This is a genomic window from Flavihumibacter petaseus NBRC 106054, assembly GCF_000974785.1.
GTDB lineage: Bacteria > Bacteroidota > Bacteroidia > Chitinophagales > Chitinophagaceae > Flavihumibacter > Flavihumibacter petaseus.
In genome coordinates this window covers 1,007,003-1,033,019 of sequence record NZ_BBWV01000002.1, presented here as the reverse complement: position 1 = coordinate 1,033,019, position 26,017 = coordinate 1,007,003, and the positions used below count along the sequence as shown (strand labels likewise).

26 protein-coding genes are annotated in these 26,017 nt (G+C 50.3%); all 26 read right to left on the bottom strand.

Annotated elements, in window-relative coordinates:
- Window positions 1-9 precede the first annotated feature (9 nt).
- Window positions 10-1,095: a heparin lyase I family protein gene (locus tag FPE01S_RS14490; protein WP_046369634.1), complete on the bottom strand. Its 1,086-nt coding sequence runs from the start codon at window positions 1,093-1,095 to the stop codon at window positions 10-12.
- Window positions 1,096-1,106: 11 nt separating this feature from the next.
- Window positions 1,107-2,573 carry a PKD domain-containing protein gene (locus FPE01S_RS14485; RefSeq protein WP_169749171.1) on the bottom strand — a complete coding sequence of 489 codons (1,467 nt, stop codon included), beginning with the start codon at window positions 2,571-2,573 and terminating at the stop codon, window positions 1,107-1,109.
- A complete protein-coding gene (locus FPE01S_RS14480) occupies window positions 2,570-3,955 on the bottom strand; it encodes an autotransporter outer membrane beta-barrel domain-containing protein (protein WP_157474035.1) in 1,386 nt (461 codons plus the stop codon). The genes FPE01S_RS14485 and FPE01S_RS14480 overlap by 4 nt, the downstream gene beginning before the upstream one ends.
- Before the next feature lie 5 nt (window positions 3,956-3,960).
- Window positions 3,961-5,253, bottom strand: a complete 1,293-nt coding sequence (locus FPE01S_RS14475) for a hypothetical protein (protein ID WP_046369631.1) — start codon at window positions 5,251-5,253, stop codon at window positions 3,961-3,963.
- Window positions 5,254-5,322: 69 nt separating this feature from the next.
- Complete coding sequence (locus FPE01S_RS14470) at window positions 5,323-6,888, bottom strand: phage tail family protein (protein ID WP_046369630.1); 1,566 nt, start codon at window positions 6,886-6,888, stop codon at window positions 5,323-5,325.
- Window positions 6,889-6,900: 12 nt separating this feature from the next.
- On the bottom strand, window positions 6,901-7,389 hold the full coding sequence (locus FPE01S_RS14465) for a hypothetical protein (protein WP_157474034.1): 489 nt from the start codon (window positions 7,387-7,389) through the stop codon (window positions 6,901-6,903).
- A gap of 3 nt (window positions 7,390-7,392) precedes the next feature.
- The gene (locus FPE01S_RS14460; RefSeq protein ID WP_046369628.1) at window positions 7,393-12,315 is read right to left on the bottom strand and encodes a glycine zipper domain-containing protein; all 4,923 of its coding nucleotides are present in this window, start codon (window positions 12,313-12,315) and stop codon (window positions 7,393-7,395) included.
- A gap of 173 nt (window positions 12,316-12,488) precedes the next feature.
- The gene (locus FPE01S_RS14455) at window positions 12,489-13,019 is read right to left on the bottom strand and encodes a hypothetical protein (protein ID WP_046369627.1); all 531 of its coding nucleotides are present in this window, start codon (window positions 13,017-13,019) and stop codon (window positions 12,489-12,491) included.
- 50 nt (window positions 13,020-13,069) lie between these two features.
- Entirely contained in the window at window positions 13,070-13,582 is a 513-nt protein-coding gene (locus tag FPE01S_RS14450; RefSeq protein ID WP_046369626.1) for a hypothetical protein, read from the bottom strand.
- A gap of 14 nt (window positions 13,583-13,596) precedes the next feature.
- Window positions 13,597-14,010: a hypothetical protein gene (locus FPE01S_RS14445; RefSeq protein WP_046369625.1), complete on the bottom strand. Its 414-nt coding sequence runs from the start codon at window positions 14,008-14,010 to the stop codon at window positions 13,597-13,599.
- Window positions 14,007-14,513 (bottom strand): hypothetical protein, encoded by a 507-nt coding sequence (locus tag FPE01S_RS14440; RefSeq protein ID WP_046369624.1) that lies wholly within the window; start codon window positions 14,511-14,513, stop codon window positions 14,007-14,009. The genes FPE01S_RS14445 and FPE01S_RS14440 overlap by 4 nt, the downstream gene beginning before the upstream one ends.
- On the bottom strand, window positions 14,504-14,833 hold the full coding sequence (locus FPE01S_RS14435) for a hypothetical protein (protein ID WP_046369623.1): 330 nt from the start codon (window positions 14,831-14,833) through the stop codon (window positions 14,504-14,506). The genes FPE01S_RS14440 and FPE01S_RS14435 overlap by 10 nt, the downstream gene beginning before the upstream one ends.
- Window positions 14,830-15,150: a DUF6706 family protein gene (locus tag FPE01S_RS14430; protein ID WP_046369622.1), complete on the bottom strand. Its 321-nt coding sequence runs from the start codon at window positions 15,148-15,150 to the stop codon at window positions 14,830-14,832. Before FPE01S_RS14430 ends, FPE01S_RS14435 begins: the two co-directional genes overlap by 4 nt.
- 21 nt (window positions 15,151-15,171) lie before the next feature.
- A complete protein-coding gene (locus tag FPE01S_RS14425) occupies window positions 15,172-16,266 on the bottom strand; it encodes a major capsid protein (RefSeq protein WP_046369621.1) in 1,095 nt (364 codons plus the stop codon).
- A 22-nt stretch (window positions 16,267-16,288) separates the two neighbouring features.
- Window positions 16,289-16,873, bottom strand: coding sequence for a hypothetical protein (locus tag FPE01S_RS24965; RefSeq protein WP_052955808.1), 585 nt, complete (start codon window positions 16,871-16,873; stop codon window positions 16,289-16,291).
- A 30-nt stretch (window positions 16,874-16,903) separates the two neighbouring features.
- A complete protein-coding gene (locus FPE01S_RS14415) occupies window positions 16,904-17,542 on the bottom strand; it encodes a hypothetical protein (RefSeq protein ID WP_046369620.1) in 639 nt (212 codons plus the stop codon).
- 84 nt (window positions 17,543-17,626) lie between these two features.
- Window positions 17,627-18,667, bottom strand: coding sequence for a structural protein (locus tag FPE01S_RS14410; RefSeq protein WP_046369619.1), 1,041 nt, complete (start codon window positions 18,665-18,667; stop codon window positions 17,627-17,629).
- Window positions 18,668-18,675: 8 nt separating this feature from the next.
- Window positions 18,676-20,097 (bottom strand): phage portal protein, encoded by a 1,422-nt coding sequence (locus tag FPE01S_RS14405; protein WP_052955804.1) that lies wholly within the window; start codon window positions 20,095-20,097, stop codon window positions 18,676-18,678.
- 81 nt (window positions 20,098-20,178) lie between these two features.
- Entirely contained in the window at window positions 20,179-20,496 is a 318-nt protein-coding gene (locus tag FPE01S_RS14400; RefSeq protein ID WP_046369618.1) for a DUF3892 domain-containing protein, read from the bottom strand.
- 61 nt (window positions 20,497-20,557) lie between these two features.
- Window positions 20,558-21,571, bottom strand: coding sequence for a glycosyltransferase family protein (locus tag FPE01S_RS14395; protein ID WP_157474033.1), 1,014 nt, complete (start codon window positions 21,569-21,571; stop codon window positions 20,558-20,560).
- Window positions 21,564-22,550: a glycosyltransferase family 9 protein gene (locus FPE01S_RS14390; RefSeq protein WP_046369616.1), complete on the bottom strand. Its 987-nt coding sequence runs from the start codon at window positions 22,548-22,550 to the stop codon at window positions 21,564-21,566. Before FPE01S_RS14390 ends, FPE01S_RS14395 begins: the two co-directional genes overlap by 8 nt.
- Complete coding sequence (locus FPE01S_RS14385; RefSeq protein WP_046369615.1) at window positions 22,547-22,885, bottom strand: hypothetical protein; 339 nt, start codon at window positions 22,883-22,885, stop codon at window positions 22,547-22,549. The genes FPE01S_RS14390 and FPE01S_RS14385 overlap by 4 nt, the downstream gene beginning before the upstream one ends.
- A 2-nt stretch (window positions 22,886-22,887) precedes the next feature.
- Window positions 22,888-23,439: a class I SAM-dependent methyltransferase gene (locus FPE01S_RS14380; RefSeq protein WP_052955801.1), complete on the bottom strand. Its 552-nt coding sequence runs from the start codon at window positions 23,437-23,439 to the stop codon at window positions 22,888-22,890.
- The gene (locus tag FPE01S_RS14375; protein WP_046369614.1) at window positions 23,436-25,022 is read right to left on the bottom strand and encodes a hypothetical protein; all 1,587 of its coding nucleotides are present in this window, start codon (window positions 25,020-25,022) and stop codon (window positions 23,436-23,438) included. Before FPE01S_RS14375 ends, FPE01S_RS14380 begins: the two co-directional genes overlap by 4 nt.
- The gene (locus FPE01S_RS14370) at window positions 25,003-25,515 is read right to left on the bottom strand and encodes a terminase small subunit-like protein (protein ID WP_052955799.1); all 513 of its coding nucleotides are present in this window, start codon (window positions 25,513-25,515) and stop codon (window positions 25,003-25,005) included. The genes FPE01S_RS14375 and FPE01S_RS14370 overlap by 20 nt, the downstream gene beginning before the upstream one ends.
- Window positions 25,512-25,985 (bottom strand): hypothetical protein, encoded by a 474-nt coding sequence (locus FPE01S_RS14365; protein WP_046369613.1) that lies wholly within the window; start codon window positions 25,983-25,985, stop codon window positions 25,512-25,514. The genes FPE01S_RS14370 and FPE01S_RS14365 overlap by 4 nt, the downstream gene beginning before the upstream one ends.
- Between the last annotated feature and the right edge of the window lie 32 nt (window positions 25,986-26,017).

The following is a 26,017-nucleotide window of genomic DNA, read 5'->3' as shown; positions in this document are numbered from 1 at the left end:
ATTGGTTGTTTACAGTTTCTCCCAGGTACCGTCGTCAAACATTCTTCCTTCAAACACCACCTTTTTCGCGGGGACGGGTATATCAACATCAACTGTGCATTTGCCAGCAGTCTGAGCGCCTTTGTCATCAGTCGCAGTACATTCGAACACGTACTGACCGGTAACGAGGCCGGAAATACCGGTTACGGCCGACTGAAGGGATCCGATAAGGGCGACGTTTGGGCCGGACACCTGACGCCATTGTGTGGAAACGATCTTACCATCCGGATCAACTACAGAAGCGGATAAAGTGGCGAACGTAGTAACCACGTTTTGGTCGGTTAGAGTAACGACAGGCGCCTTATTGGGAACCGGTTGCGGACTTGCCGGCTGAAGCGCAGCATACATGCTTTCGTAAGTCTCCGCCGAATCACCGACAATCAGCGGACCTCCGATAAAACCGACGCATTTGAGCACCCTGTTCCAGTTGTAGTTGCCCACTTTGAGGTAGTCGTAGTAGCTGCCGACAAATGCATTTGCTCCAACCAGGTTAAAGACCTCTTTGCCATTAAACCACAATTTTTGAACTCCTGTTCCATCAGTCCGGGGTAAATAGTAACCAACGAGGTCAACGACCTGGTCCATCGGAGCAGGACCGATATCTGTCCACTTTTCTTTCCGGTTGCTGGCTGTGTTGTAATCTGCAGTGCTCCACCTGGTAGCCACACGAAACCTCTTGTTCAGGATCTCCAAAGCGAAATTCGGTGACGCTTTCTCGCCACCGTCAGCCAGGCTCTTGTCATGAAATTGGAAGGGGAAAATGCATTCCTTTGTTCCGCCGTCCCACTCAGCTGACGGGATGTAGAACTTGAAGGCAAACCAGGGATTGAAGGCCGTAGCGTCCTTCACTGGTGCATTTACAACGATCTCCGAGCGCACACCACCATAAATCGCCGTATCGGTCGAACGGGTTTCGAACCGGATTGCCTTGATACTCGTGCCTGGCAGTACTGCATTTTGTACGCCATAAGGTGAATTAACCTGGACTTCGCCCAGCACACCGTATTTGCTTGCTTTCTGGATTGTTCCACTGAAATCAACGATTAGTTTTTTCATATAAAAGTTTTTTATAGCATTTTGAATACTCCCCTGCCAGAGATTTTGATGGCTGAATTGTCAGTTATTCGGAGGCTTACCTGTCGGCTGGCGACAGCTCCCTTGTCATCGGTCACAGTGACTTGGAACACGTAGTAGCCTGGCTTGAGTAGCGAAACCTGAGTACTGGCAGATCCAGGAGAAATAATGTTTACGGGTTCGCCGGAGATCTTTTCCCACAGTATGTTTTGGATCGTACCGTCGCTATCAGTACCACCATCACTTTGAAGCAAAAGCTGGCCGTTGGTATTCTTAATAGCACCCGGCAATGGAGTAACGGTAACGGCAGGAGCTGCATTTCCGGAGGATCCAACATTAATGGGGAGCGTGGCAAATGTTGTATCGCCAGCATTATCTACAACCGTATATCTATACAGGTAATCTCCCGGTACCAGGTTCTCAAGTGAAAGCGTTTGTGAGGTGCTGCCGCTGGAGAGCAGTGGAGTATTGGGACCCGAAATGCGTGTCCATTTCCGGTATACGACAGATCCGTCTGGATCACTGTCACTCACTGTACGAGCGAAGATGCTCGTGCCGCCGGCGACTGTTGCTGGTGACCCTACGTTCGCTATCGGGTAAAGATTCCCAGATCCGGAGGGCATCAGCTCCTCTTTGGTGGTAGCTGCACCGTATACTTTCAGGTCATCGATCCACTGTACACGCTTGGTCGATGTGGATCCTCCATAGCTGGGCCGGTCCCATACCCATTTGTATATACCAAGTTTCCAGTATGTCGCCGCGTTCATGCCCTGGTAAGCCGTTGTGGCATTCTCAAGGTGATAAACCGAAACCATTTTGAGCGGATTTGCCTCGCCCGGGACATGATCACGCCATATCTGAATCTCACCATCACCCGCAAATCCAACTTTGTAGTATACAATCCAGCGAATCAGTACTCCCTTGGTGATTTGTCCAATGTAAACGGGTGCACGTTCTTTTCTCGCAGCGCCGTTATTTGCACAATAATCAGCGTCACTATACCTGGTCATGATCCGGAACTGCTGTGCACCCTGGTAAAACTTAGTCTCCAGGGAAAGCATGGGAGATGCCGAGCAGCTGGCTGACCGCTCATGCCATTGGGCAATTACTTCCTCCTGTGCGTCATCAGCCCAGTTATTTGGATCCAAAGTAGACGTCCATTCATACCAGACGCCGGCAGCATTTTCATATGGAACAATTTCTGACCGGTGATTTCCAACATTGGACTGGGGATCCGTTGTATTCAGTTCGAACCTGGCCGACTTTGCGCCAGTAACAACATAAGCGTTATCCGCTCGAACCCGGTCAGTATATCCAACAGCCTGCTCAACTGGAAATTTCTTCTCCGGAGATTCCTGGTACTTGTTGAAAGGTGTCATCTCGAAGCTGCATGAAAACATCAATTGCCCGTGCGAAACACAGGCAATCAAAACGGATAATATGGTCAGCAAATACCTCATTGGATCTGCTTCCATTTAGTTCCGTTCCAGTAAAATCGGTAATACGCAGGCGAAAATGACGGAATTGCGGTACCGTCATAATAGACCACATTGCCGGAAATCAGCCAGGAAAAGCCTGTGGTATTAGTGCAGTCGACTTCCAGTCGTTGGTTGACTACAGTCCCATCCGGGACCGTCACGGTGCGGTCGGCGGTGATATCGCCCAGTAACAAGAAACGATCGTTAGAAGTGACTACGTAGTTACCATCAGCGACATTTGTTGCATCGACAACAGACAAAGCAGCATTGCGAGCATATGCACGAGTGGAAATTGTATCTCCATGCAAAAGACCATATGAGGGAATCAATGTAAGCCAGTCGGTTTCAGTACCGTTGGAAACGCCGGTAATCGTGAACTTACTTGTGCGGGTTGCATTGTTCGCAGACAGCCATTCGGATTTAATCTTGTTCATTATGAACGAACCAGAGGAGGCCCCGTAGTTCTTACCCGTGAAATCAAGCTGCAGCCCTAATCCATCCCCGGCCGTACCTGGCGAGGCAATGAAAGATACGACCCTATAAACACTGCTTCCTGATCCGGGGTTGCTGGCAGTAAATGTCCCGGCAATAGCTGAACCCGTACCCGCCTGAGACGTTTGTCCAGCAACACCGGTGCCGGTTGATGACAACCCATATACACCGATACCGTTTGAACTCGACGTTCCATTCACCCCGATTCCTGTTGAAGACACCCCATTGACTCCAGCTCCAGTGCCTGATGAAGATCCGCGCAATGCGGTTCGGGTGCCTGTTGATGCAACATCCATAACCGGAACAAACCCCGTAACACTGGATGAGACAGTAAGTGTGTATGATGATGCGTCAACTGTACGATTGCCATTCAATACACCGTTGCCGGTGTATATCGTTGGAGTTGTGAAGCTGGATACGCTATCCAACACCCATTTCCTTATCTGGAGCAAGAGACTTGAATCTGTTTCAGTGATGTAGCCCGTAGGCAGATCGGTTCCCAAACTCTTAACCTGGATGGTGGTCGAATCTATCTGGCGTACCAACTGATAAAAACCTCCTCCACTTGGACCAGGAATAATATAAGTTGTATCTGCAGATCCTACTCCACTTGAATATTTCCTCCACTTCGCGCAATCGCAGTCGAGATCATGATAGGACAGATACAGGTCACCATTGTGATTGGCGATCCTGGTGTAATCCTGGGCACCCAGAGCGGTTGTGTCGGACAGCGAAAGCTCCTTCCCTATCCACAGCCGATCGTATTTCATCGGTGTGGGGACGGGCGTATAGAAGATTCCGCTCTTGGTATTCTGCCCAAGGGCGCCAAGTTTCGCCAGCAAAAAGAGAAATAATATTGAAAAGTTCTTCATAACCGTTATCGTTTAATCACCCAGATTACCCCGATATTATCCATTCTGGTTTCCGCCCCACCGACAGCTGAAGTGCTGTATGGAGCGATAGATCCTTCCGGAGAGTCATTACCGGTTGCAGTTTTTCCTGATCCGCTGTCACTATTTGAATTCGGCGGCTGCACATCATGATCATGGGATTCGAATTCATGTCGCTGGTAGCCGCCTGGCCTGTTGAGGAAGCGTTCGGTATCACCACCAATCAGCGATTTAAGACCCCGCAAAGTCATGTTTCGGTAGTCAGGAAGGCGAAATGTCGTAGATCCGTCACCCGTACTGAAGCAGCCACGGTAAGGCTTCTGAACTGTCCTGCCGGCCACAAGAGCATCTGCAGTATTCCAGGTAGTATCAGAAACAAGCGAGGACCCAAATCCCTGAACAACCTGCCACAGCCTGGCATTATCAGCCCGGGAAACAAGTGAACCATCCAATACCAGATCGTTCGGGCCGGCTTTATATACCGGTACAATGTTGCCCAGCTCGCGATAGATGCCACCAAAATCATTGAGGATATACCATCCATCCTCATCAAAATAGAGCCACACCGATTCTCCTATTCCTGGATAGATAGTGTTGTAACTGGCGCCATTCATGTAGATGTACTGGCCACCAGAGGTTGTAACAGCGTTATGCTTATCGTTCAGGATATTGCTCTCAATGATGGTGAGGGAGTTGGCCGGTATCAGCGAGCCGTCCGGAAGCGTAAGCGTAATGGCGCTGGCGCCGCCGCGCAGCTGCATGATCTTATTCATGTCGCCTGGTGCCATCAATTTGTTGGTATCAACCCGAATAACGCCTTTGTACAAGGACCCGCTGCCGCTTCCTGGTGTTGAGGATCCGCCTGCCAGTTCGAACAAGTCGAACACATATAACTGCCCTGCCACCAGGTAATCAAAAGGGCGAATCAGCTGCAGTCCACCGGCGGACAGATTGTTAAAAGCAATACCTGGCTCCATGTCGCTTCCATCCCGGCGCAGCTTATAGTTTTTACCCGCAAGCGAAGGAATGGAAAGGATCGTCTCCTCACCGTCACCAGCCTCTCCAACTGTGACAGTATGGTAAATAGTATTGCCGATGACAATGGGCGCTGCAGTGGGCCCGCCACCGGTCGCAATGAATTCGCGAAGCTTACTGAGGGTTGTGTGGCGGGTGATATTGTCATCCGCACTCCAGAGCGGGAAAGTGTCGGCGAGCGTAAGCGGATGTTCATCACTGACCGCCGGCAACTCTGGTATCCGAACTGTTATATGTTCCGCCATGGGGCAATATTACCCGGCATGGTTGCAGCGCTTTGGACAGTGTGTGAAATAACGGCTTTAATTACACAATTAGACCTTCTTGAAAAGCTTGCCGGTAGCGTTTTCCACAACCACTTCAGAAAATCCAGTCATTGTTGCGGTGGTAGGAAACTCCTCTAGCCTTACGGTCCCTTGCCGGATATTCACGTCCCCAATGATGTTGTTGTTAAGCGTGGAGTTGTTCTTCAGGTAATCTTCCAGGCTGACAATATCCCGAGCGTTGTTACTACCATTGTTCACCAGGAGATCAATCTTGCCGGCATTCACTGTATCAGCCAGCTCAACAGATATGTCCCATTCATCCACTACCTTCCTGGTGGAAGATGTGATCCGGATCTTACGATCAAGGCCGAATTGGGAATCGGTGATCCACAGGAGCTGGCCAATAGCTGGAATGATATTTTTCCTCCTCAGCACCGTTGGGTCGAACGTCACCGTATACTTTTCCTGGGGAACGGAAACCTGATCCAGCATACTTACAGCAGCCTCTTTTAATGCAGCTTCAGCCGCAGTGATGTAACTGTCCGGCATGATGATGTCCACGAACACGTATTCATCCCCGATGGCTGGCCGGATATTGGTGTTGGGGATATCCAGGGCACGTTCATCCTTGTTCAGCAGTACTCGCACCTCCTTGGTGGTGTTGTTGAAGGATTTAATCTCCAGCGTATAGCCAGACAGCTGGCCGGTATTGAATGTCACCTTGGCCGAAATCCCGGGTAGCAGCTGGGCATTGATGTCAAAATCCATGGTCGAATCGGTGAAAAGGAAGGGGTCGATAGCATTTACACCAGTAACCTTTCCAGTACGGTGGGGGAAGATGTCGTCGAAGATCTGGGTGAACTCAATGACACCATACTGGGCGGTATTCTGTTCCACGTACAGCTCGCCATCGGTCATCCGCAGCCGCCTGCTGAAATTCCTGTAATCTGAGGGCAGGTTCTTGTCAGACCCGAATGCATATAAGCGGGTGATCACACTGCTCTGGTCGATCGGCTGGCCAGTCAGATCGTAAAGGCCATTTCCCCGGCCATATTTGAACGTGTGACCAGTATCCGTCACCCGCTTCACTAGGTGAACGGTCTTACCTTCCAGCCAGAACTCAGTACCGAACTCCTCCGCTATCCGCGAAAGTGCGTTGTAGCAGTTCTCTGCAGAGAATGTCATGTTTTTGTACGCAGTCGGCTGCACCTGGCCACGGACCCAGCTGCTGTCCACCCGATGCAGGTTCTGCATCAGCAGATCCATGAAGGTGTCAGCATTTCCCATCAGGGAGAAATCCGGCTCCTTCAAAGAATTGTCATCGCCGAGGAAAAGGAATTGCACCCGGGAGATCAGCGTACCCTCGGCGACCATCGGAACCTTGTAATCATAGTACCTGGTGCTGGATTTGGTTACGGTAGGTTTTGCATTCACCACGTACCGCTCTCCGAAAACTTCGCACCAGTCGTTTATCTGGAAACTGATATGCCGACTATCCTCAAAGTCAAGATTCAGGGCATTGTCACCCATGATGGCCTTGTTCTGAGTGGAGCTATCGGATGGCTTGATGGTGGCCAGTAAGTCCGTCCCGCGGTAGATATCGATCGTTTTCATATTCCAATAGGGTTAAGTAATCAAGTACCTACCCTGATCATCCACGATATAGACGTTGGATGAGATGCTGGGTTTGTTTTCGGTGAAGACAATAGAAAATTTGCAGCCGATCAGGTTGGAGTCCTTGATCCTGGTGAACCGTTTGAAGTTGTTGCATTCCTTGTAGAAGACATTAAATGACCGGTCCCCGAACTCGGTCACCTCAATTCGTCGCTGACCCGGCTGCATCATATGTGCCAGGAACGCCTCATAGACCTCCCAGAAACGGCTTTCACTCTCAGCCAGGATAGCCACATTCAGGGTAATATCACGATCCTTCAGGAATATCTGAGATAAGTCCACGTCCAGGCCATCCTCGTCACGCCAGTCATGGGTAATGCTTTCCTTTTTGGCAGCATATTTCAGGAAGCCGTCGGATCCGGATTCCACGAACATGGAATAAACGGTCCACAGATCGCGCCCGTCGATCCGGTACCACCCTGATAGTTGTGTAGTGTCCATAGATTATTTCACTTTTAATCCGGAAAGCTGAAAGTCCTTCAAAATGGCCTTCATTTCCTGGGTGACGGAATATTGCAACTGGATATATGCGGTGTTGTTTCGGATCTCGGCCAGAACATTAAGGGAGCTGGTGGCCACGTTCAGCTGATCTATAGCTGTCATCCGAAGGCCTCCGAACTGCCCAGCGAGCAATTCCGCCTGCTGCTCCGTCATCCCCTTGATGGCGCCTTTGAGAGAATTATCCTGGCTCGCCTGATCTATTTGCTTGAACACATCGATGCCCTGATCAGCTGCAGCCTTTTGCGCTTCAGTCAGGCTTTCGTAGAACTGTGAGTATAGATCCTTGGCCTGGTCGAAAAATGACCCAAAATCGTCAATAAATGAACCATCTCCGCCGATATCAAAGGATGCAGTCATGTCATCCTCGAGCTTCTTAAAGGCTTTTGAAAATACCTGGTTGAATATCAGCTGCGACAGGATGTTTTCCAGTGACTTACCAACGGTGTTTGCCATGGCAACACCAGCATCGGAGCCATCTTCAAAAGCAGTTACCAATGCATCCCGAAGGTTGTTGCCCAGATCACCAGCGAGCTGAGAAACCACACCTTTGATCTGCTCTCGGGCCTCTTCAATTTGCTTCACCCAATCCATGGTGTCCTGTAGCAGCTGCTTGGTCGTTTCGTCCACCAGGTTCTGATCGATTAGCGTTTGCGCAAGTTCCTTGTTGAGCTCTTCCCACCCATTGGCGCCTTCTTTAACCAGATCCGGGTAAATTTCCAGCAGTGCGCCGAATTCGTCCTTCTTCTTTTTGCCGCCAAAGAAACCTACCAAGCCGCCGACTACGGCACCAACAGCCGCGCCAATGGCTGTTCCAATTACCGGCACGATGCTACCAACGACAGCGCCGGCCGCCGCACCAGCACCAATACCGCGGCCGATGTTTTGCAGATCCGTCGCCAGCTTCTCATCATACTTGGCACGACCTTCCGACAGTTTTTCCAGCGCTTTTTGGTACCGCTGGTTTGCGTCGTTAAGCTTTTCAACACCATCGCGCAGTCGCCCTTCAAAATCCGGAAGAAATACTGATTCGTTCAGTTCTGATTGGAGGCCGATCTGATCATTCAGCAGCCGGTTATATTCCGCTTGCTGGCCCAGGATCTGGCGGTAATAATCTTCCTCTGCCTTCTTTCGTTGTTTGGCTGAGGAAACAACAATATCAATCAGCTTCACCACGCCCGCGACACCTGCCTGTATCTTATCGGAGGTGTCAGCTGTCTTGCTAAAAGCTGTAGAGAGCAATTCAGCAGACTCCAGAACACCGGAAATGAGGTTGCTGGTTTGTGCGAAACCATCATTGATCTGGCCGATGGACTCGGTAAGTTCAACTGCAAGGGCTGCAAACTGTTTGAAGGAATCGAAGGTATCGGCCTTCAATTCAAACTCCATATCGTTGATTTCCTTCTGCAGAGCCTTGTAATAATTACTTTCAACTCCTACAGTCTCGGCAACCTTTTTCAGGTATGCCTTTTTATCAGCAATGCGGATCTTCAGAGCTTTGCGGCCATATTCAGCGATAACATCATTCAGTTTCCGGTATTCCGCAGACTCCTCTGCAGTGTGAATTTTCAGCGCTTCCAGGTCATCCTTGAACTGCCGGTCAAGTACAGCCCTGCGGCCCGCTTTGTCCTTGATCAAGGGGTTGTTTTCCAGTGCAGCGACGTCTTTCTGGTACCGCACTTCCAACTCTTTGCGACGAATATTGTACGTAGCCGTCCGGCGCAGCATGTCCGCCAAATCATCGATCTGCTTCTGTTTAATTACATTACTGACACGTATCATCTCTTCCATGTACGCCTTAGCCAGCCCGAAAAGCTTGGTCACATTGCCCACATTTTTCGACGGATCAGTCAACAAGGAATCTGAGATCTTCTTAACAACACCCTCTGATTCTGATCTCAAGAAATCCAAATAACTCGTATAGTCTCCGATCTGATCACGATAATGCTCGCGGGCAACGGCAGTCAGTTCATCATTACCTTCCAGTTGGATCTGCTGAAAATCCTCGAATGCCTTTTGCTTTTGGTCAAGTGAATCTAAGTACTGCTTGGCATCCTGTTTGTACAGGTAATTGGCAATTTCCACATTCTTTGCCGCTTCAAGTTTTGCCAATTCTGCCGCGCCGAGGGGATTGATTTGGCTTTTAGGATGTCTTTGATTGTATATATCAATTTCCTTGTTTACAGCTTTCAGCGCAAGGATCTGTTTATCGTACTTTTCATTGATCTTATCCAGCTCACTGGCCTCTTCGATCATGCCGCTCTGCTTAGCATCACGCTCAAGACCAGCAATACCCTCCAGGATGGCCAGTCGCTTTTTCAGGATGGCGTTCAGGGCATCGTCCTCACGAATACGATCACGTGTATCTTTCTTGGATTCACCGGTAATCCGCTTCCGCTCAGCCTCCAGCTCGTTGATACGCTTCTGGTATAGCAGGTACTGTTCAGCAGTTGTTGACCGCTCAGTCTGCAGTTTTTTCTGCGCTGCAATCTCTTCGTCTATACGTTCAACAGTCCGACCATAGTCTTCCGCCTGATTGATCTGCGACATGGCCAGCTCGGCATTCGATTCAATCAGGTGCTCGTTCTCCCGTTGAGCCTTGATTTTCTCCTGGGTCAGCTCGTCAAGTTTTTCCTTGGCTGCGATCAGTGGCGAAAGTCGATCTTCAGTATTGGTAACACCGGTGCTGCTGCCGCCTGCGACGGTGCTGAGCTTTTTGGAAGCCTCATAATCTTTCCGCTTCAGTTCAACCAGTTCATTCTGTTGCTTAATCTGCCGGTCAAGATCCAGCACCTTTTTGATGCCGGCAGTAAGTGCTTCCTGGTTGGCCTCCAGCTGGATCTGCTTCTCCAGCGACTTGATGTATTTCTGAACATTGACATTAAGATTTTCGTAGGAGAGCGATTTTGCGTCGAGGTTTTCAACGATCTTCGGCTCGATCTCCTGCAACTTTTTATAGATCTCCAGACGTTCGTGTTCAGTCAAGTTGGATTTCTTCAGCGCTTCCAGGTAAGGGGCAATCTTGGCGGTGTGCTCAGCGTAGGAGTTGCCAATCTTTTTCAGGGTTTCGGCCTGCCGCTTCTGAGCTTCCTCCGCCTCTTCCACCCGCTTTCTGTAAACCATATAGGCGCCGATCAGCGCAGTGATGGCGGCAACCAGCAGCAATGCCGGGTTTGCCAACATGGCGGTATTCAATGCTGTCTGGGCAGCGGTACCGGCTGTGGTTGCAGCAGTCTGTGTAGCAACGGCAACGGTTTGCGCCTCAGTTAGTACCACTGATTCCTTTCGCATCAGGTTGGTCAGAAAGATATTCAGCTTGCTTTCCTTCTCGAGTACTTTTGACACCTCCTGCACGCCGTTCAGCAGCTCCATAGCTGCCAGAGTCTTCATAATGGCCTTTTCGGCCTCCTCATTCTCACCGGTGAACAGGGCAACAGCACCAGTGAGCGACGCAAAGACACCAACGGCGCCACTCACACCTTCTTTTATGGCATCCACCCAGGAGGCTTGGGAGGCAGTCAGCTCAATTTCATGGCGTACGGCTTCAATGGACTGCTTCAATTCGGTCGCACGCTCCCTCCAAGACTCAAACAGCGGAGAATTAGGATTGCGCGCCATCTGGTCCATGAGCTTACTCAGCTCGGCCCTGGCTGTCTGAATATTTTCCTTAGCCTTTTCAATTTTTGCAGGATCCAAGGCCTTGATCTCTTTCGCAAGTGACTGGATCCTGTCTTTAAGGTCCTCACCCTGCTGGCTGTCGCGCTGTACATCACTCAGCTTGCTATATTCTTCCCGCAGTTTCCGGAGTGCGATCGTCTTCTGAGTAATGGAATTTAGGTCGCCACCTGAAGCAGCATCTTTCAAAGATTGCCGAACGTTGGCCAGGCTCTGCTGAATCTCAACCGCCCGGTCTTTCCAGTCATCGAACTGTGAGGATCCAGGGTTCTTGGCCATATTTTCAAGCAGACCACTCAGTTCTTTTGACAGACTGATGGTCTGAAGCTTCATTTCCTTGAGCTTTGTCGGGTCAAGGTTCTTGATCTCTGTATTTAGGGTGGCTATTTCATCAGACAGCTGCTTTCCGGCGTCACCACTGCGTTCAGCCTCGGAAAGCGCCTCGTATTCCTTCCGGAGGAATTCCAAGGCAAGTTTCTTCTGTTCAATGGAACCGATCTCCGCCTGGTTGATCTTCGCCAGATCCTTCTGACGTTGGACGATTTCCTGAATATTCTGTTCTACAGCGGCTTGTTGTACATTCAGCGAGGCCGTCGCTTGCGCATACTCTTCCGTAGTAACCTTACCGCCGTCCATGGCAGCATCCAGTTCTTGCTGGCTCTGCCGAATCTTGGCCAATGCCAGCTCCAACGACAACAGTTGTGAAACATATTCGGCCGTTTCCTGGTCCAGCTGAGCAAACAGATTCTTGGACTCTGACAAAATTTGGTTGAGATCACCGCCGCCGGAGAAAGCCGGCATTTCTACAGGTGACTTCAATTTTTCAGAGTCTGCAGCGATGGCGTTGATCTTTTCCTGGTAGGCAACCAGGGCCTTCATCTGATCTTCAACCTGGGTATTCTGGTCTTTATAGAACTGAATCTGCTTCTTGGCAACGTCCTCATTGATGGAAACAACCCGCTGCGCCACCTCTTCCCGCAACTTTAATTCCTGAGCAGCTTGATCCTTGATGACCTGGTCGATCTGAGCCTGAGCCTCCTTCATTGGTGCGGATATGTCATCAGGATTGACGATACCGACTCCCAGCTCTTTAAACATGCGCTGGATGGCAGCTATGTCATTTGGGATTTCCGAGTAGTCAATACTGGCCTTCCAGGAAAGGCTGGCGCCGGTGGTCTGTTGAGAATCTGCCATGGTTACTTATTTGAGTCCTAAATATTTGGCGAGCTCATCAGCGTCGAGCTCTTTATCTGGATCTTCCGCGGGACCGTCGGGGTCCTCACCAGACTTCTTTTTCTTCCTTCCGAAATCATACTTCGGAATAGTACCAGAAAGCATGAGTACATTGACGTAACTCATCTCCCATACTACTTCGTGCCAGGAGAACCGGAAGTACTTGATGATTCCTCCGATGGTTCCCCAGAGGCTATTTGACTCCCCTGATCTGCTGGATTCGTCCTCGTCAGAATGCTCGTCCCTCTGATTGAGACTATAGAAGTTATAAAACCCGTGATATCAATTTTTGCTACAATCACTGAAAAAATATCTGCCAGCTGGGCAGGTGTCACGTATTCGAGGATCATATCAACCAGCTCCTCACGCGGTTTCGCTTTTGTGTTGGTAAACCCAACAGCCACAATGGTTGCCAGCGCCCTCCCGTGCTTCAGCGCCAGTTCATACGTCAGGTCCTGCATTGCCTTTCCGGCAGCAAAATAATCCGGGTTGATGTCCAGGATCAGCTCCGAGATTCTCGTCAGCGAACCCAGACTGAGGGGCTGCAGTTCGAAAGTCTTCACGAACGGCACCTGGCGCCAGAAAAATATCGGATGCCCGCGCATCCCGCGTATATCCACCTTGTAAGGCGTCTCAAGTATTGCCTGGGCAGTTTCTTTCAGCATAGTAAAAAGCCCCTGTTACGGGGCCCTGGATTTAGTTAGGAAATTGAATATCAGTTGGCGTTTTCGATAGAAATACGCGGCTCATTGGCTTTCGTAGGTTGCAGGATTGTCGCCGTGATGTCGATCTGAGAAAGAGTGTCTTTCTTGAAGGACATATTCAGGTTTGCTGCAATTTTAGCGCGGGGAACACGCAGAATACCACCCTGCTTCCAGGTAGCTTCCAGAGACAGTTCCTGCTCAGGGAAGGAATCGGGAGCTTTCCAGGTCTCACCTCCGCCAGATCCTGCCGGAACGATGGTACCACCGAACATCTTCTGCAGGGTAGTTGCATCGTTGGCATAAGTGGACCAGGCCAGCGTGATGGCACCCGGTGTGGTTACGATCGACATCACCGGGGAATCACTTTCCTCGATGTTGAAGTCCGTTTTCTGATCATCCTCAGTGGTCATCTGGGCAGTACCGGCAACGGTATCTCCCACAGCGGTGAGAACAGTGCCCATACCGCCGTCAACGGCGATTGCACCCAGTTTGATGGTCGTAAGACCGATTTTATACTTACCCATGGTAGTTAAAAATTTTAAACGTTGATGGAATACACGATCACTCGGATATTGGAAAAAGTTTCTTTTATATCTGGCTCTTCGAAATCTGTCTGTCGCTGGACTTCAAAATGGTAATCATCCGTCCAGTAATCATCCAGCAGGGGAATAAGGAATTCTGTAACCTCTTTCAGTTTGACATGGTCCGGCTGATAAACAGCTGGCTGGCCACCGATAGTAACCTCAAGGTTCTGGCAATGAAAGTTGACGTTAACGAAACTGGTCTGCAGCTGCTCGTTACCACTCACCAAAGGCACAATCGCAATGTCCTGGGCTGTTGAGCCGTCCGGACGCTTGTGTTTGAAAATGCCCCCGGATATCATACCCTTCAGTTCGTCAGAGGCATTCAGGCGGGTCCAAATCAGGTCTACTATTTCGTAATTCGACTTCATAGCTTTTTCAGACGGGCTTGAATTTTATTGATTGCCTTAACCAGGTTTGCTTCTGCACTCAGGCTTGAACCTGTCAACACGTCATACCCTTTGGCCTCCACGTATCCGGCGTAGCTCATGCCTGCGACTACCACCAGCACATACCCAACAGGATGCTCCTTCCCTATCTCAATGGCCAGTTTTCGTCCAAGCTCAGTTCCGACGAAATTTTCAACACTTTCCTTCTTGGCCTTTTTGGTTGTCCGCTTGCCGGTTGACTTCCTGTTCGGCTCCACGAAATTTCCAAAGACCACAGCACCATCTTTCAGGATGATGTAGCCGATGGAACCGCGGAGATTCCTGGTTCTGTCCTTGTAGGTGCTGGTAGATCTGGCGTCCCGCACAAACTGTTCACCGATTTGTTGCAGCTGATCCAGTGTGGCATTTTCTACCACGGATACCTGCCGCCGAATAAATTCGGTGATATCGTAGCTGGAGAACTGCGGTGTGAACTTCATACCCATATCCTGGTATTCAGTTGGCCTTTGGAATATTGTTTCACAGTACTCCTCAGGATCGCCCCATATTTATCCTTTACCACCACCCAAGTACCTACAGCGATCTTTGGCGCATTTACCGGCATATAAATCACAGCTGTCATTTCCACCTTTACACCGTCTTCGCCGGTGATATAGGCGTCATTTCTACCAGTCCGTGTTTCCAGACGGCAGATCTGCTCAATGGTGGAACTGGTGCCGGAGATCTCCGTCCAGTTCCCATTGGCATCTTGAACTACCGTTGCCGGAATGGTGAAGAAAGCAGTATGTGGATACTGCCTGATCACCACACCGTTTTGCTGGTGACAGTTGGCTTGGGGTTCAGCTGGTCTGTGATATCAGTCCTGCCATATTTCCCCGCAAGGAAAAGAAGCCTTGATTTGACGGCGTCACGGTTGTATTTAACCGAATAGCCGCCTTCGCTTACATCAGGCATTGTCCATATTGAAAGCAGAATGTCGATGGATGCCTTCCCTATTGTTTCGGAAAGCTCCTTGGTGTAGGTTCTATTTTCATAAACCCCATGATCCACCAGGGTCTTGTCGACAAGCATGTCATCAACTGACATTGCAATCTCTGCGATCAAGGCTTCTTTTACAGTCATTATTCAAAGAGCTGATTGTGATTAATACACGGCGGTCAGCAGGAACGTCCGGTCAATGGACTCGAATCCAGGGAACGCGTTCCACTCGGCTTTCGTCCACTCACGAACTGGCTCATTCTGTACCCATTTGGAAATGAGTGCAGGGCCGAAGTTTGCGTACGAAACACTCTCACTCTTCTTAAATTCCTCGATCGCAAATGCGTTTTTGATCACGCCCAGCTGTCCGGCAGGAATGAAAGAAGCGTTGTTGTCGCTGAACGGACGCAGTACACCGATCTTGCCATCCTTCTCCACGCCATAGGATTGATCAACCAATTCGATGGTTGGCAGACCGGTCTGGCTGAGGAAATTGTTGATGTTGTCCAGCGTGGTTACACCGATCGGATTGAAGCTACCGCCAGGCTTTGGACCATAATAGAAACCGGTGAGGGAATCTATTACTTCCTTGGTCTTTTTGAAGTAGCCAAAAAGGATCGGCGACATCAGGATCTTGGCGAAGGTTACGCCAATGTCCTGGCCGGCTTTCACAACATTGGTGATGTCGGTAATTGGCGTGGCGGTTGCTGCTGTTGCCCAGGTTACTGCTGCTTGCTTCTTGTTGTCAGAAGGCATCAGCAGATCAATGGTACCGGTAACGATACCATCAGGGTTATTGGTAGTATCCAGGCTGATTACGCCAGTAGAAACTGCCTGCAAACACATCATGTCGACGCGCTTGAAAACCGAGTTACCTGCTTTTTTGGTGTCATTCCAGATCAGATCCAGGATGGCGTTCTGGCGGGCTGCATCACTCAGAGGCATTGCCTTCATGATCTCGTACTCGCGCAGGTCGCTTTCCTTCATCATGAACATTTCCCTGATGGCAGGAATGGATCCTGAGTATTTACTCAGATCCGGACGGCTCCTCAAAGGAGTTTCAGAATCGCGATCCACCACAGAAGCAGCTGCTTCAATACGGGTTGCCCCGATCACGGTGGTGAAATCAAGCGACATCTGCTTGGGGGCTAACCCGAAATACTTCGGGTACCACAGAGGATCGAACCTGTCGTTCCTCGCATCGATGACCAACTGCAGCTGATCTGCGTAAGCACCGAAAATTGATTTTAACTTGCTCATAGTTTATTTCCTCCGCTGTGGTTTAATAGCTGTTTGAGAAAATGATGAGAGGAAGGCCGGTAACCACGCTGGAAGGAACTGCCGGCGCACGACGGGCATACAGGGTGCCGCGCAGCACTACTGACACGCTGGCATCTTCTGCATATTCCACATCGTCCCAGGACAGACCTTTAGCGGTCACCATCAGCGCAGCGGATGACGCACCGGTTGCGCTTGATTGGAACAAAGCAGCTCCAGCTGAAGCAGCTCCGATGGTGGTACCAACCGTGATTGTATCGTAGGCCGAGTTGCTGGTGTCGATCGCTGTGATCGCGTAAGCAGGACCGCCTACAGTTGCACCAGCATATTCACCCACTTTCAGCAGATGGCCCTTTTCTACCTTGTAGGTAGTGGCTGATCCGCCAGCGGTTTCATAAACCTTGGCGGTTTTCAGGATCCGGGCTTTCCGGGTGGTTTCATCAAAAGAAATGGGTGTACCGGCAGGGATTACATTTCCTTCGCTGAGACCCGACGGGTCCAGTGTGAAACCACCACGGGCTGTTTCCAGAACTTTCTGGAAAATCACTTTACCGCTCTGGGCGGATTCTTTCTTAGGATGTAAACCCATGGTTGAAAAAATTTGAATTGATTGATTCAATTACTTGGCTACCGGAGCTTCCTTTGCAGGTTGGTTCCTGGCTGCCCAATCCTTAATGCCGGCTTCAACTGCCGTTTTCGTGGGCTCAGTCTTCTGACCTTCTCCCGGCTTCGGCACTTCACCGAATCCTTGATTGGCCATAGTCTGCTTCATATCCGCGTAATCGGTTTCGATTTCTTTGAACACAGTTTCCAGTTCATCGTCGCTGGTCACCGTGCGCCCCTTGGCCAGTTGCGCTGGTATTTTTGCGTCGGTGAGTTTCCTGGCAAGCCTTTGACCATAATCAGACTGCAGCCTCTCGCCTTCCAGGCGATCAAGCTTATCAGTAAGAGCCTTCAGTTGCTTTGCAAGTGCAGAATCGCTGTTGTCACCAGGAGGGGTATCCTCCTCTTTCGGTTCTGCTTTTTTCTCTTTGAACTTTTTCTGTGCCTCAGTTACTCTGCGATCCCCTTCTTTTTGAAGTGTATCGGCAAAGTCCTTGATCGAAATAGGCATGTTGTCGAGTGCCGTAATGGCTTCATCGATCTTGGCTTCTTCGGTCACTGTTTGCGCGAGCTTGTCGGCCACCAGTTCCAAAACCGCCGCTGACACCCCTGGGTGTTTCGCCTTCAGTTGTGCCAGAATTTTCGCCTTGTGCATGGGAATAAATAATTGTTTGCGTGAAATTGTTTCTTCTTCCCTTGCGCATTCTGAGTGTTTGTGAAAGACCCTGCTTTGTTACATTTATTCCATCAAATCAGCGAGGTGTTTCTGGTTGTACTTGATGAAATAGGGCTGATTCTTCCACTTTTTAATGCGCTCACTGTTGTTTTTCATCCAGAGAATCATTCTACCGGGAACGATCGTCCGGTATTTTACTTCCGGCGGATACTTGCGTAGTCCAAGATTGTAGTCCAGCATGGCGTCGCGGGTTTCTTCGTCAGCGAGCACTGGCACCGCGATGCATAAACAGTTGGGGTGCCATCCAGGAAATAGGAAATCTTTAGGATACTCTCCAACCAGGGGATCACAGATATCGTATTTCGGATGCTGTGCACTCAGCCTTATTTCGATCGCAGTAACGAACCATTGGGTTTGCCAGCGTTCAAAGTCTTGGAATTGATATGCAAGATTTGTTTCAGTGCGGGCCAATCGTTCTGCATTCTTTTTCGGAGACCGGTACACGCCGGTACCAGGTGAAAGGGATCCGCTGGGGTTGCGCAGGTTGCGCGTAAGGTCCTTGGCCAGCTGCTTGGCGCCAATGCCCTTCTTCATGCCATCGACCAGGGTTTTGTTGATGGTGGATTTGTATGAGTTCGCAAGCTTCCAAACTCGAGGAGAAAGGCTCCTTGGGTTGAAGTGCTTGCCAAAGTTTGATGCGATCGGATTTTTCGGTGCGGATGGCGGCCGGCGTCTGCGGCCACCAGAAGATGAGATCTCCGTTGCCTTAGTTGGCGGTTTCTGCCCCCCTCCCATGTATCCCTCGGAAATGACGTTGGTCTTTTCATCTGCCAGCTTCCGAGCCCTGGTGATGCCGTTAATGATCACCTGGCTTGCGTCAGCGTGAAAGGTGGTAACAATCCTGTCAATGGCGTCCCGAACATCCTTGGGTAGAAACCGGTTGTTGATCAGCTGACGCCTGTTTACCAGGTTCGCAGCTTTCGAGGCACCTTTATCCATCAGCGCCATGATCTCATCCAGAACGCGCTGGGCATTGCGGATATTCTGGTTTTGGGATTTCCGGATGATATCCTTGAGGCTGAACTTACGTTTGGGGGTAGGCATACCGGTAATTATTCTTCATCCGGATCAGTAACATCATCATTGATTGCTTCATCCAGGCCTGCAGCAGCGTCACGTTCTTTTTTGAGACGCTCCAGTTCCTCCTCTGGATTGGATACCAGAGGATTTGCAGCAACTGCGGATTCCTGAGAAAGAATGCCGCCTTCCTTGGCGCGAACCAATACATCTACGTCCGTCTCGGTATCCTCTGGAAGGAAATATTTGAACTTAGGCTTCACAGAAAGAACCTGCCCCTTTTCCAACGTAACATTGATTTTGGCCATGGCGGCTTTGAGAAAGTTTAGTCTCCTCTGAACGCCTTCGCCGAACGTCTGTTCCTTTTTTGCTGCTTTCAGGTGGGCAGACATGAACAGCAGTTTGATGGCAAAACCTGAGAATGTTCCCAGTTTGCTCATCTGAGTGAATGAAATATCAGGAGTGTCGGTATTGTCGTAGATGAAGGATCTCAGATTGGTCTGTTCCAGCTTGATCGAATCTGGCGATTGATCCCAGGTGAGGTAGTCGGCATCAGCTGATTCGGACATTTCAATCACCTTGCCACTCTCGCCCTTCTTCGCGAACCCTTTAACCTCCCCCTTTACTTTGACCATGGGTGAGCCGAAGTAGTCGTTCGTGTCCCCGTGGTTGGAAATTGATATTTCCAGGCGGTCTATCAGCGTCTGGACATCTGACCACTCTGGTTTCGGCTGCCTGTAATAGATCACCGGGATTTTCTGAACGATGTTTGCAGCTGATTTCAGTTCAATCCACCCATTCGTTGTTTTTTGATAGATATAGATCTTTGTAGCTGTATAGAGCTCCAACATCTCGGACTTTGAACCCTCGGCACCGACGAAATATCCACGACCGAAGGCGATCATGTCACCGAATTCATTAAAAACCGGGTATAATGCATCACCAAGTGAATTGGCCAAGACCTTCATGCGAAGCCTGAACTCTGCTTTTTTTTCATTGACAGTGCCAGCCCAAACTGTACTGTCCGGCGGCAGAGGCTCTGTATACCACAGCTCGGCAACTTCTGTTTCCGCCATCATCATCTCAGCCAACTGCATGTTCTTGTAGTCGACCTTGTTATCCTCAAGCGTTTTTCGAATGACATCGAGCAGGCCCTGCTGGGTTTCGTCAGCTGCTGCAGCATCCACCTTTACCGGGTTGGCACACAGGAATGCCGCGGCATAGAATGCGATCTTCTTTTGCAGATTTAGCGTCAGCCTGGCAACCGTAACTGTGCTGGTACCAGCATCAGTTGTAACCAATTTGTCCGGGCGCTTGGTCTGGTCAGTGATGTCGTGGGTAGATGGCTCGTATTGCTTCAGGATATCGGCCAAATTCTTGACCGGCTTCTCGGCATCCAATTGTGCCTTTAATTTTTCCGGATCGGAAACGAGTTCGTCAAGTTGCTCCTGTGTCATACAGGGCAATAATAAAAATAGCCACTGCGGGGAGTGGCTATTTCTGTGAAAGAATGTGCTGAATTACATCAAAAGGGTCGGTTACGGAATCATGGAATTCAATACCAAAATATTATCCAAATTATCCGAAGTTTTAGCATCAGGGTGAGAACGAACGTATGGTGGATTCCCATTTGTAAAGTAAGCGGCAAGTATCGGGCTTCCATCTCGCCAATTTCCCTTGTTATAGTCCCATTGTCGTGTGATAACCTTGTTTTGAGACTCAAGTAATTCAACCACTGCGGCAACTGTATATTTTTTCCCGCTGGAAAAAAATATTTCCAAGTCTTCATGAAGCAGAAGGTGTGTTATAACCTTGTCTTTTCCAGTCCAGACGCCAGTGCAAAAGTATTTTGCCATATTTTTCGATTTGGGTTACCAGTAAAATTCGGTAATACCGCAGTCACGGCAATCCGTATTTCTACGGACAAACCAACAATTCACTATATGCCTCAAACCTCACCTGGTTCCATTTATGCAGGTCGTATTTTTCCCGGGCCCATTCATGCAACTGCTCCCCCATTTCCTGCCCCGCAGTTGGATTCTTGCTCAGGTACCGCACGTGCTCATACCAGTCGGACTGCCTTTTCACCCACAGGACCGGTGCATCGGCATCATCAGAATACGGCGGAACATGGGAGACGATCGCCGGGATCTTCTTGGCAGATGCTTCCAGGATCTTCAGGTTTGATTTATGCCAGTTGAAGTGGTTATCCAGGAGCGGTACCAATGAACAGTGCGCCTGATCGTAGATATTCATGTATTCGGTCAAGGGTTGGTTTGGGATCCTGGTATATCCCGGCATGCCGTGAAAAACTGCTTCCATTTTCTTCCAGACCGGTGAAGACTGGTATCCGGCCATGGAGAAGGCAATGTCGGGCAGCTGGCGGATCCGGTTGAACGGATTGGTCAGCATTCGGATATCCTCCAGGTGAGATGACTGGCCGGCATACACGAAGGTGAACTTGTCTGGCTTTTCCACATCTGTAGGTGCGAACTGGTCTTCTCCGTACGGGAGTGCATTGGGAATTACCAGCACGTTGGCATTGTACGGACGAACCTTCTTTGCCAGACGGTCAGTAGTGACTGTGACCAGATCTGCGAACCGGAGATGGTCAAGGATCAGCTTCGCATAACCATTCCGGAAGTGTTCATATAGCGGATGCCGTACAGGCAGCTCCACCCAGTCATCAAGATCTACCACGATCTTCAGCCCGGATCGTTTTCGGAAGCCCAGAATGTGGTTGATATCGATCGGGCACGCCCTATTCCAAACTACCAGGTCTGCATCCATGATGTAATCCAGCGTCTTTTCGATCGAATAGCCTTCAAAAAATGGCGCATCCAGGTACTGACTGGCAAAATTGAACGGCAGATGCACGCGATGATAGTCACAGCCCGAATGTTTGGTGTATAATGGGAAAGCTCTAAGCATCAAGGAAGGTTGAAAAGTCTTCAGCGGTCATATTGGGGATCTGGTGGCGGAGCTGGATTGCGTCCGGATTGTTTCCCCAAGTCATATTCTGATTGGTGAGCAGGTAGTTTTTTACTCCGAGGTGGAATGCAAGATGCGAAGGCCCAGATACCACGGAAATCAACCCGCGACGGGCCTTTTTGAGTAGATTGCAGACCTCGGTTATGGGTTGGGCATAGGCGTCAAGTACGTTCCGGCCAGTAATGAACCTCCTGGGATCGCGGTCATGGCCGATAACTACGAAAGTTTTGTCCGGATGCATATCCACCAGCTTCTGCCACTGTGCCGCAGGCCATTTTTGTTCAGAAGGCAGTGATCTCGAGAACGGCGCCAGGATAAAATCGGCCACTGGCACATCTATATCAGGAATATCCAACTCAGCCTTTGGCGGTTGCGGCGACACCCACAAACCCAACAGCTCCATATGAGCCTGGCTCATGTAGTAATCCTTCTGATGGGAAAGTGTAAAGGCCGCTGAAATATCCATAGTTCCGTGGTAGTCATATCCGTCATTGGAACCAGGTTCGTCAATGGCGGTTATACCGTATCGTTTGGGAATCAAGTCAAACAACTCTCTTGCTTCCGGATGGATCACTACATCCAGCTGGTGGATCCGGGCAACGTCGATCATTGCCGGTATCGTGCCAAGGAAATCACCGATGAGGCCATCTGGGTTCCTCAGCAGGACCCTTCTCCGCGGAAACGGATCTTCCGTATCCAGCGAGAACGGCGCCAGTGAGGTGCCCATCGTGTTCACGAAGATCTTCCTGGAAACGATGATCCGGTCGATATCCTCATCCGTAAGCTCCCAGACGCTGGCGATCGCCGGCCCCAGGTTGGTAACGTGTCGCCGAATGGGCAAATCATAACACTCCGTTTCTTTCATGGATCCAGGCCGTCCAAGAACGGCATTCATTTGGGGGAACTCTACTCCTTTCATTGGATCTTGTTGTATTGTCCGATAATAGCCAGGAATTTTTCCAAGTCCACCACCTGGCCTTTTACTGTCACGTATTGCAGGGCTGCATCCGCCAGCTGTAGCTTGCGCTGCATGGTCATGGCCTGGTTGACGGTGCTGATATACAACTTGGCGAAAGCCGAATCCTTCACGATCACCGGTGTCTTGCCCTTCAGCTGGTAAGCCAATGTGTCAGGTCGGTTGTCCTTACCCGGTGGATCAATCACCCAGTCGTATTCCTTCATTGGCGGATCCTTCTTTTGTGCGGTCGCGGCAAGACTGGCGCACACGAGGGCCAGCAGCAGTAAGTGTTTCATGTTTATTTTTTGATGATATAAGCTTGGTAGGCGGCGCCGGTGTCATGGATTGGCTGTCCGAATTCATCCAGGGCTTTTTTCACACCCGGGCAGTTGGGCCAGTCGTAGTCATCGAAAACCATAATACCACCCGGGATCAGGCGCGGCCAAAACCATTCGAGGCATGATTTTACAGACAGGTAGAAGTCCGTGTCGACGTGGACGAAGCTGAAGGTGCATTCGGCATAAGGTTCTGCAGTAGACGGGAACAGGCCTTTGATCAGTGTAACATGGTCACTGTGGCGAACGAACTCCGTGACGGCTTCAAGTGATGTGTCTGAAAACTCACCAGGCTGATGGACTTCCCCTTCAGTAAAATGCTCCTTTGGCAACCCTTCGAATGTGTCAAATCCGACAATCTTCCTGTCCGGCAATGCGTCAGCCAGCACTTTCAGGGATCCTCCCTTGTATATGCCGATCTCAGCCACAAAAGAATAGTCGGGGACTCTCTGTACAGCTTGCTTTGCCAACGCCGCAAGTGCGTCAAGCCTGTCTTGTGTAATAAGTGTATTCATCTGAAAAAATTTGCAAGGTTTTTCTTCTTGCCGGGTGCTGCCTCCACATCCGGCGAATTGTGAAATGTCTGGGCTAGGGAGTCGCTCCGATCGGGAGATCTTCCGATCCGCTTCTTGATCTCCTCTTTCTCCTCAATCTTGATGGATCCATCGCTGAGCATCTCCCATTTGGTTTCGGTCAGCTCCTGAAGCAGGTAATCGTCCTTCGGCAGCATCGCCTTTGAATCATTGTCAGGATCCAGCCACTCGCGGACCTTCCAGTACAGGAAAGCACGATAGTTTCGGAAGGTCCGGACGCCGGTCTTATCCTTCATTGGCGTTGTGCCGATCTTGGCGGCGCTGCTGCCCTTCACTGAGTGCACATGAGGTACCTCCAGCTCAACCAGGCGGCTGTATACGCCAGCACCTTCGCCGATGGTGTCTATGAAAGCCTGCGGGGTAACCCCTCGGAAAGAATCGGTATGCTGGGCAAGGATTGTTTTGGTAACGCCGACGATCTCCATATGGTTGGCCACGCCTCCGGAATGGATCAGGCGGAATGGTTCAACCAGGTCGCCGAATCGTGGGCAGAAGCAGCTGCTGTCCCGTCCCATGCCGGCAACATCGACACCCAGCCGCAGCGGCCTTTCAACCGGCAGACCGTCTTTCTTGAATTCCAGCCATCGTTCGTTCGCCATCTCGATCCACAGCTGAGGCACCAGCACGTCTGATCCCACTTTCGGGAACATACCGCGGACCTTCACCCGAAAAAGATCGTTTGGCCGGTACAGGTTACCCTCCCACTCGAAATCACCTTCTGTGACGGAGAAATCATCCTGGGAAATCATATGGCACCAGTTTTCCACCTTGTCTGCTACCCACTCATAGTCCACCTGGCCGGGAATGATCGATCGCTTTTCCACTACGTTGGGAGCATTGAGGCTGTCAAGCCTGAAAGTCTTCCACCTGGGTGACCGCTGAGAGGTCGCTGCATATCCGGTTGAAACGTTGGGATTGAAGACGATCAGGATTCGGGAGTTACCCTGCAGGTTACCTTCAATCGCGGCGAATATGTCCTCAGGAATACCTGAGGCCTCCGTTACCACGAACATGGTATTGGAGGCATGGAAGCCCGACCAGCTTTCATGCCGCTTGGAATCGGCTTTAAAACCGGTCAGAAACCATTCTTTGTTATCCGTACGGATATCGTACCCCGTGAGCCTTCCCGGCAAGTCTATGCCGTTGCGTTTAGCGCGTAAAAATAAACGGGTAAACTCCGGAACCATGATGTTGCCTACCTGCCGGTCAGTCGGAGCCGTGAGGGCCACCTTTGTATTTTCGGTCATCTCTCCCCTCACATCCCATACCGGTGTCAGGTACAGGAAACACACCGCACAGACCGCCGCAGTAAAGTCTTTGCCCCTGGCGGTACCGGAAGCAACGGAAGTCATCTTGTTGACCTGAACAGACCGGAGGATAGCCTTCTGCTCATCGTCCATGGTGACGCCCAAAGCCTCTTCAGCAAAGAGAACCCAGTCGCTCCGCCAGCGCTTCAGCCGGTCAATGGCCAGCTGCTCATATTCATTAACCTTGGCTGCCGGCATTGCCCGATGTCTGCTTTAAATAGTCAAAGAATCCTTTGTTAAGTGATTCACCGTCAGTAGTATGGTCGATTTTATCGCCGTATTTTTTTGGCTTTAGTTTGGACGCCACCCATTTGCGGGCATCCATCCGCAGTCTGGCCGCGGCCACAGCCTCGTGAGAGAGCGCTTTCTTCCTGGAAACCTCATCGGAAATGCCCACTATCTCCTCCGCCAGTAAGTCAGCCTGCTCCTCACGCGCACGCGTGTACCTCCCAAGGAAACCTTCGCGGTCCTCATTGATCCATTTGCGCACTGTCTCGTCAGAAGGGAGTGACTTATCGCTTTTGCAGATTGAGGAAAGGCCTTTCGCGGTAGTGGAGATCAGGTGAAGGATTTTCGCGGCCACCTCCTCAGTGTATAGATCCGGTCTCCCATGCTTCTTCTTCGGCGCCTTCTTCTTGGCTGCCTTCTTCACCGGTTTCTTCGTGGGCTTTTTCGCTGGTCCAGTCTTCATACCTCAGGATTTAATGCCAGTAAATGGTTAACTGCTGCGTCTACATCTTCCCGGAAGTCATCGTATACGGTTTCCAGGATCAGGTTCTGACGGATCATGACAGTGGTGTTACTGAGCGTCCGGTTAATGGTGCGCTGAATACCCTGTACCAGGCCGCTCCTTACCTTCATCTGGAACTTGACCAACAGGGATAGCTCCGGGCAATACAAGCGCATGATGGCTGACACGAATACCCGGATCAGCTGTTTATTGGTTCTGTCGCCGCTGGTAACAAGCAGGGCCTCCTGCTCTACTCCGCGCATCTGGCAGTACGATGTGAAAAACTGAGGGATTTTAGATAGGTCTCTCTCTTTGGCTGGAGATACCCGGAAGGAGTTGACGATGTTGGCGGCAAAAGCGGGTTCCCGTTCTACCACAAGCTTCCCGATCAACTGGTATTCGTTTGAAGAAAAGCCCGATACTTTCTGCATAAGAACTGATTCACGGGCAAGATGTAATTATT

Bases quoted from the DNA above. Each gene is read 5' to 3' on its own strand.
- FPE01S_RS14490 (WP_046369634.1), bottom strand. From the start codon at position 1,095: ATGAAAAAACTAATCGTTGATTTCAGTGGAACAATCCAGAAAGCAAGC.
- FPE01S_RS14485 (WP_169749171.1), bottom strand. From the start codon at position 2,573: ATGAGGTATTTGCTGACCATATTATCCGTTTTGATTGCCTGTGTTTCG.
- FPE01S_RS14480 (WP_157474035.1), bottom strand. From the start codon at position 3,955: ATGAAGAACTTTTCAATATTATTTCTCTTTTTGCTGGCGAAACTTGGC.
- FPE01S_RS14475 (WP_046369631.1), bottom strand. From the start codon at position 5,253: ATGGCGGAACATATAACAGTTCGGATACCAGAGTTGCCGGCGGTCAGT.
- FPE01S_RS14470 (WP_046369630.1), bottom strand. From the start codon at position 6,888: ATGAAAACGATCGATATCTACCGCGGGACGGACTTACTGGCCACCATC.
- FPE01S_RS14465 (WP_157474034.1), bottom strand. From the start codon at position 7,389: ATGGACACTACACAACTATCAGGGTGGTACCGGATCGACGGGCGCGAT.
- FPE01S_RS14460 (WP_046369628.1), bottom strand. From the start codon at position 12,315: ATGGCAGATTCTCAACAGACCACCGGCGCCAGCCTTTCCTGGAAGGCC.
- FPE01S_RS14455 (WP_046369627.1), bottom strand. From the start codon at position 13,019: ATGCTGAAAGAAACTGCCCAGGCAATACTTGAGACGCCTTACAAGGTG.
- FPE01S_RS14450 (WP_046369626.1), bottom strand. From the start codon at position 13,582: ATGGGTAAGTATAAAATCGGTCTTACGACCATCAAACTGGGTGCAATC.
- FPE01S_RS14445 (WP_046369625.1), bottom strand. From the start codon at position 14,010: ATGAAGTCGAATTACGAAATAGTAGACCTGATTTGGACCCGCCTGAAT.
- FPE01S_RS14440 (WP_046369624.1), bottom strand. From the start codon at position 14,513: ATGGGTATGAAGTTCACACCGCAGTTCTCCAGCTACGATATCACCGAA.
- FPE01S_RS14430 (WP_046369622.1), bottom strand. From the start codon at position 15,150: ATGACTGTAAAAGAAGCCTTGATCGCAGAGATTGCAATGTCAGTTGAT.
- FPE01S_RS14425 (WP_046369621.1), bottom strand. From the start codon at position 16,266: ATGAGCAAGTTAAAATCAATTTTCGGTGCTTACGCAGATCAGCTGCAG.
- FPE01S_RS24965 (WP_052955808.1), bottom strand. From the start codon at position 16,873: ATGGGTTTACATCCTAAGAAAGAATCCGCCCAGAGCGGTAAAGTGATT.
- FPE01S_RS14415 (WP_046369620.1), bottom strand. From the start codon at position 17,542: ATGCACAAGGCGAAAATTCTGGCACAACTGAAGGCGAAACACCCAGGG.
- FPE01S_RS14410 (WP_046369619.1), bottom strand. From the start codon at position 18,667: ATGCCTACCCCCAAACGTAAGTTCAGCCTCAAGGATATCATCCGGAAA.
- FPE01S_RS14405 (WP_052955804.1), bottom strand. From the start codon at position 20,097: ATGACACAGGAGCAACTTGACGAACTCGTTTCCGATCCGGAAAAATTA.
- FPE01S_RS14400 (WP_046369618.1), bottom strand. From the start codon at position 20,496: ATGGCAAAATACTTTTGCACTGGCGTCTGGACTGGAAAAGACAAGGTT.
- FPE01S_RS14395 (WP_157474033.1), bottom strand. From the start codon at position 21,571: ATGCTTAGAGCTTTCCCATTATACACCAAACATTCGGGCTGTGACTAT.
- FPE01S_RS14390 (WP_046369616.1), bottom strand. From the start codon at position 22,550: ATGAAAGGAGTAGAGTTCCCCCAAATGAATGCCGTTCTTGGACGGCCT.
- FPE01S_RS14385 (WP_046369615.1), bottom strand. From the start codon at position 22,885: ATGAAACACTTACTGCTGCTGGCCCTCGTGTGCGCCAGTCTTGCCGCG.
- FPE01S_RS14380 (WP_052955801.1), bottom strand. From the start codon at position 23,439: ATGAATACACTTATTACACAAGACAGGCTTGACGCACTTGCGGCGTTG.
- FPE01S_RS14375 (WP_046369614.1), bottom strand. From the start codon at position 25,022: ATGCCGGCAGCCAAGGTTAATGAATATGAGCAGCTGGCCATTGACCGG.
- FPE01S_RS14370 (WP_052955799.1), bottom strand. From the start codon at position 25,515: ATGAAGACTGGACCAGCGAAAAAGCCCACGAAGAAACCGGTGAAGAAG.
- FPE01S_RS14365 (WP_046369613.1), bottom strand. From the start codon at position 25,985: ATGCAGAAAGTATCGGGCTTTTCTTCAAACGAATACCAGTTGATCGGG.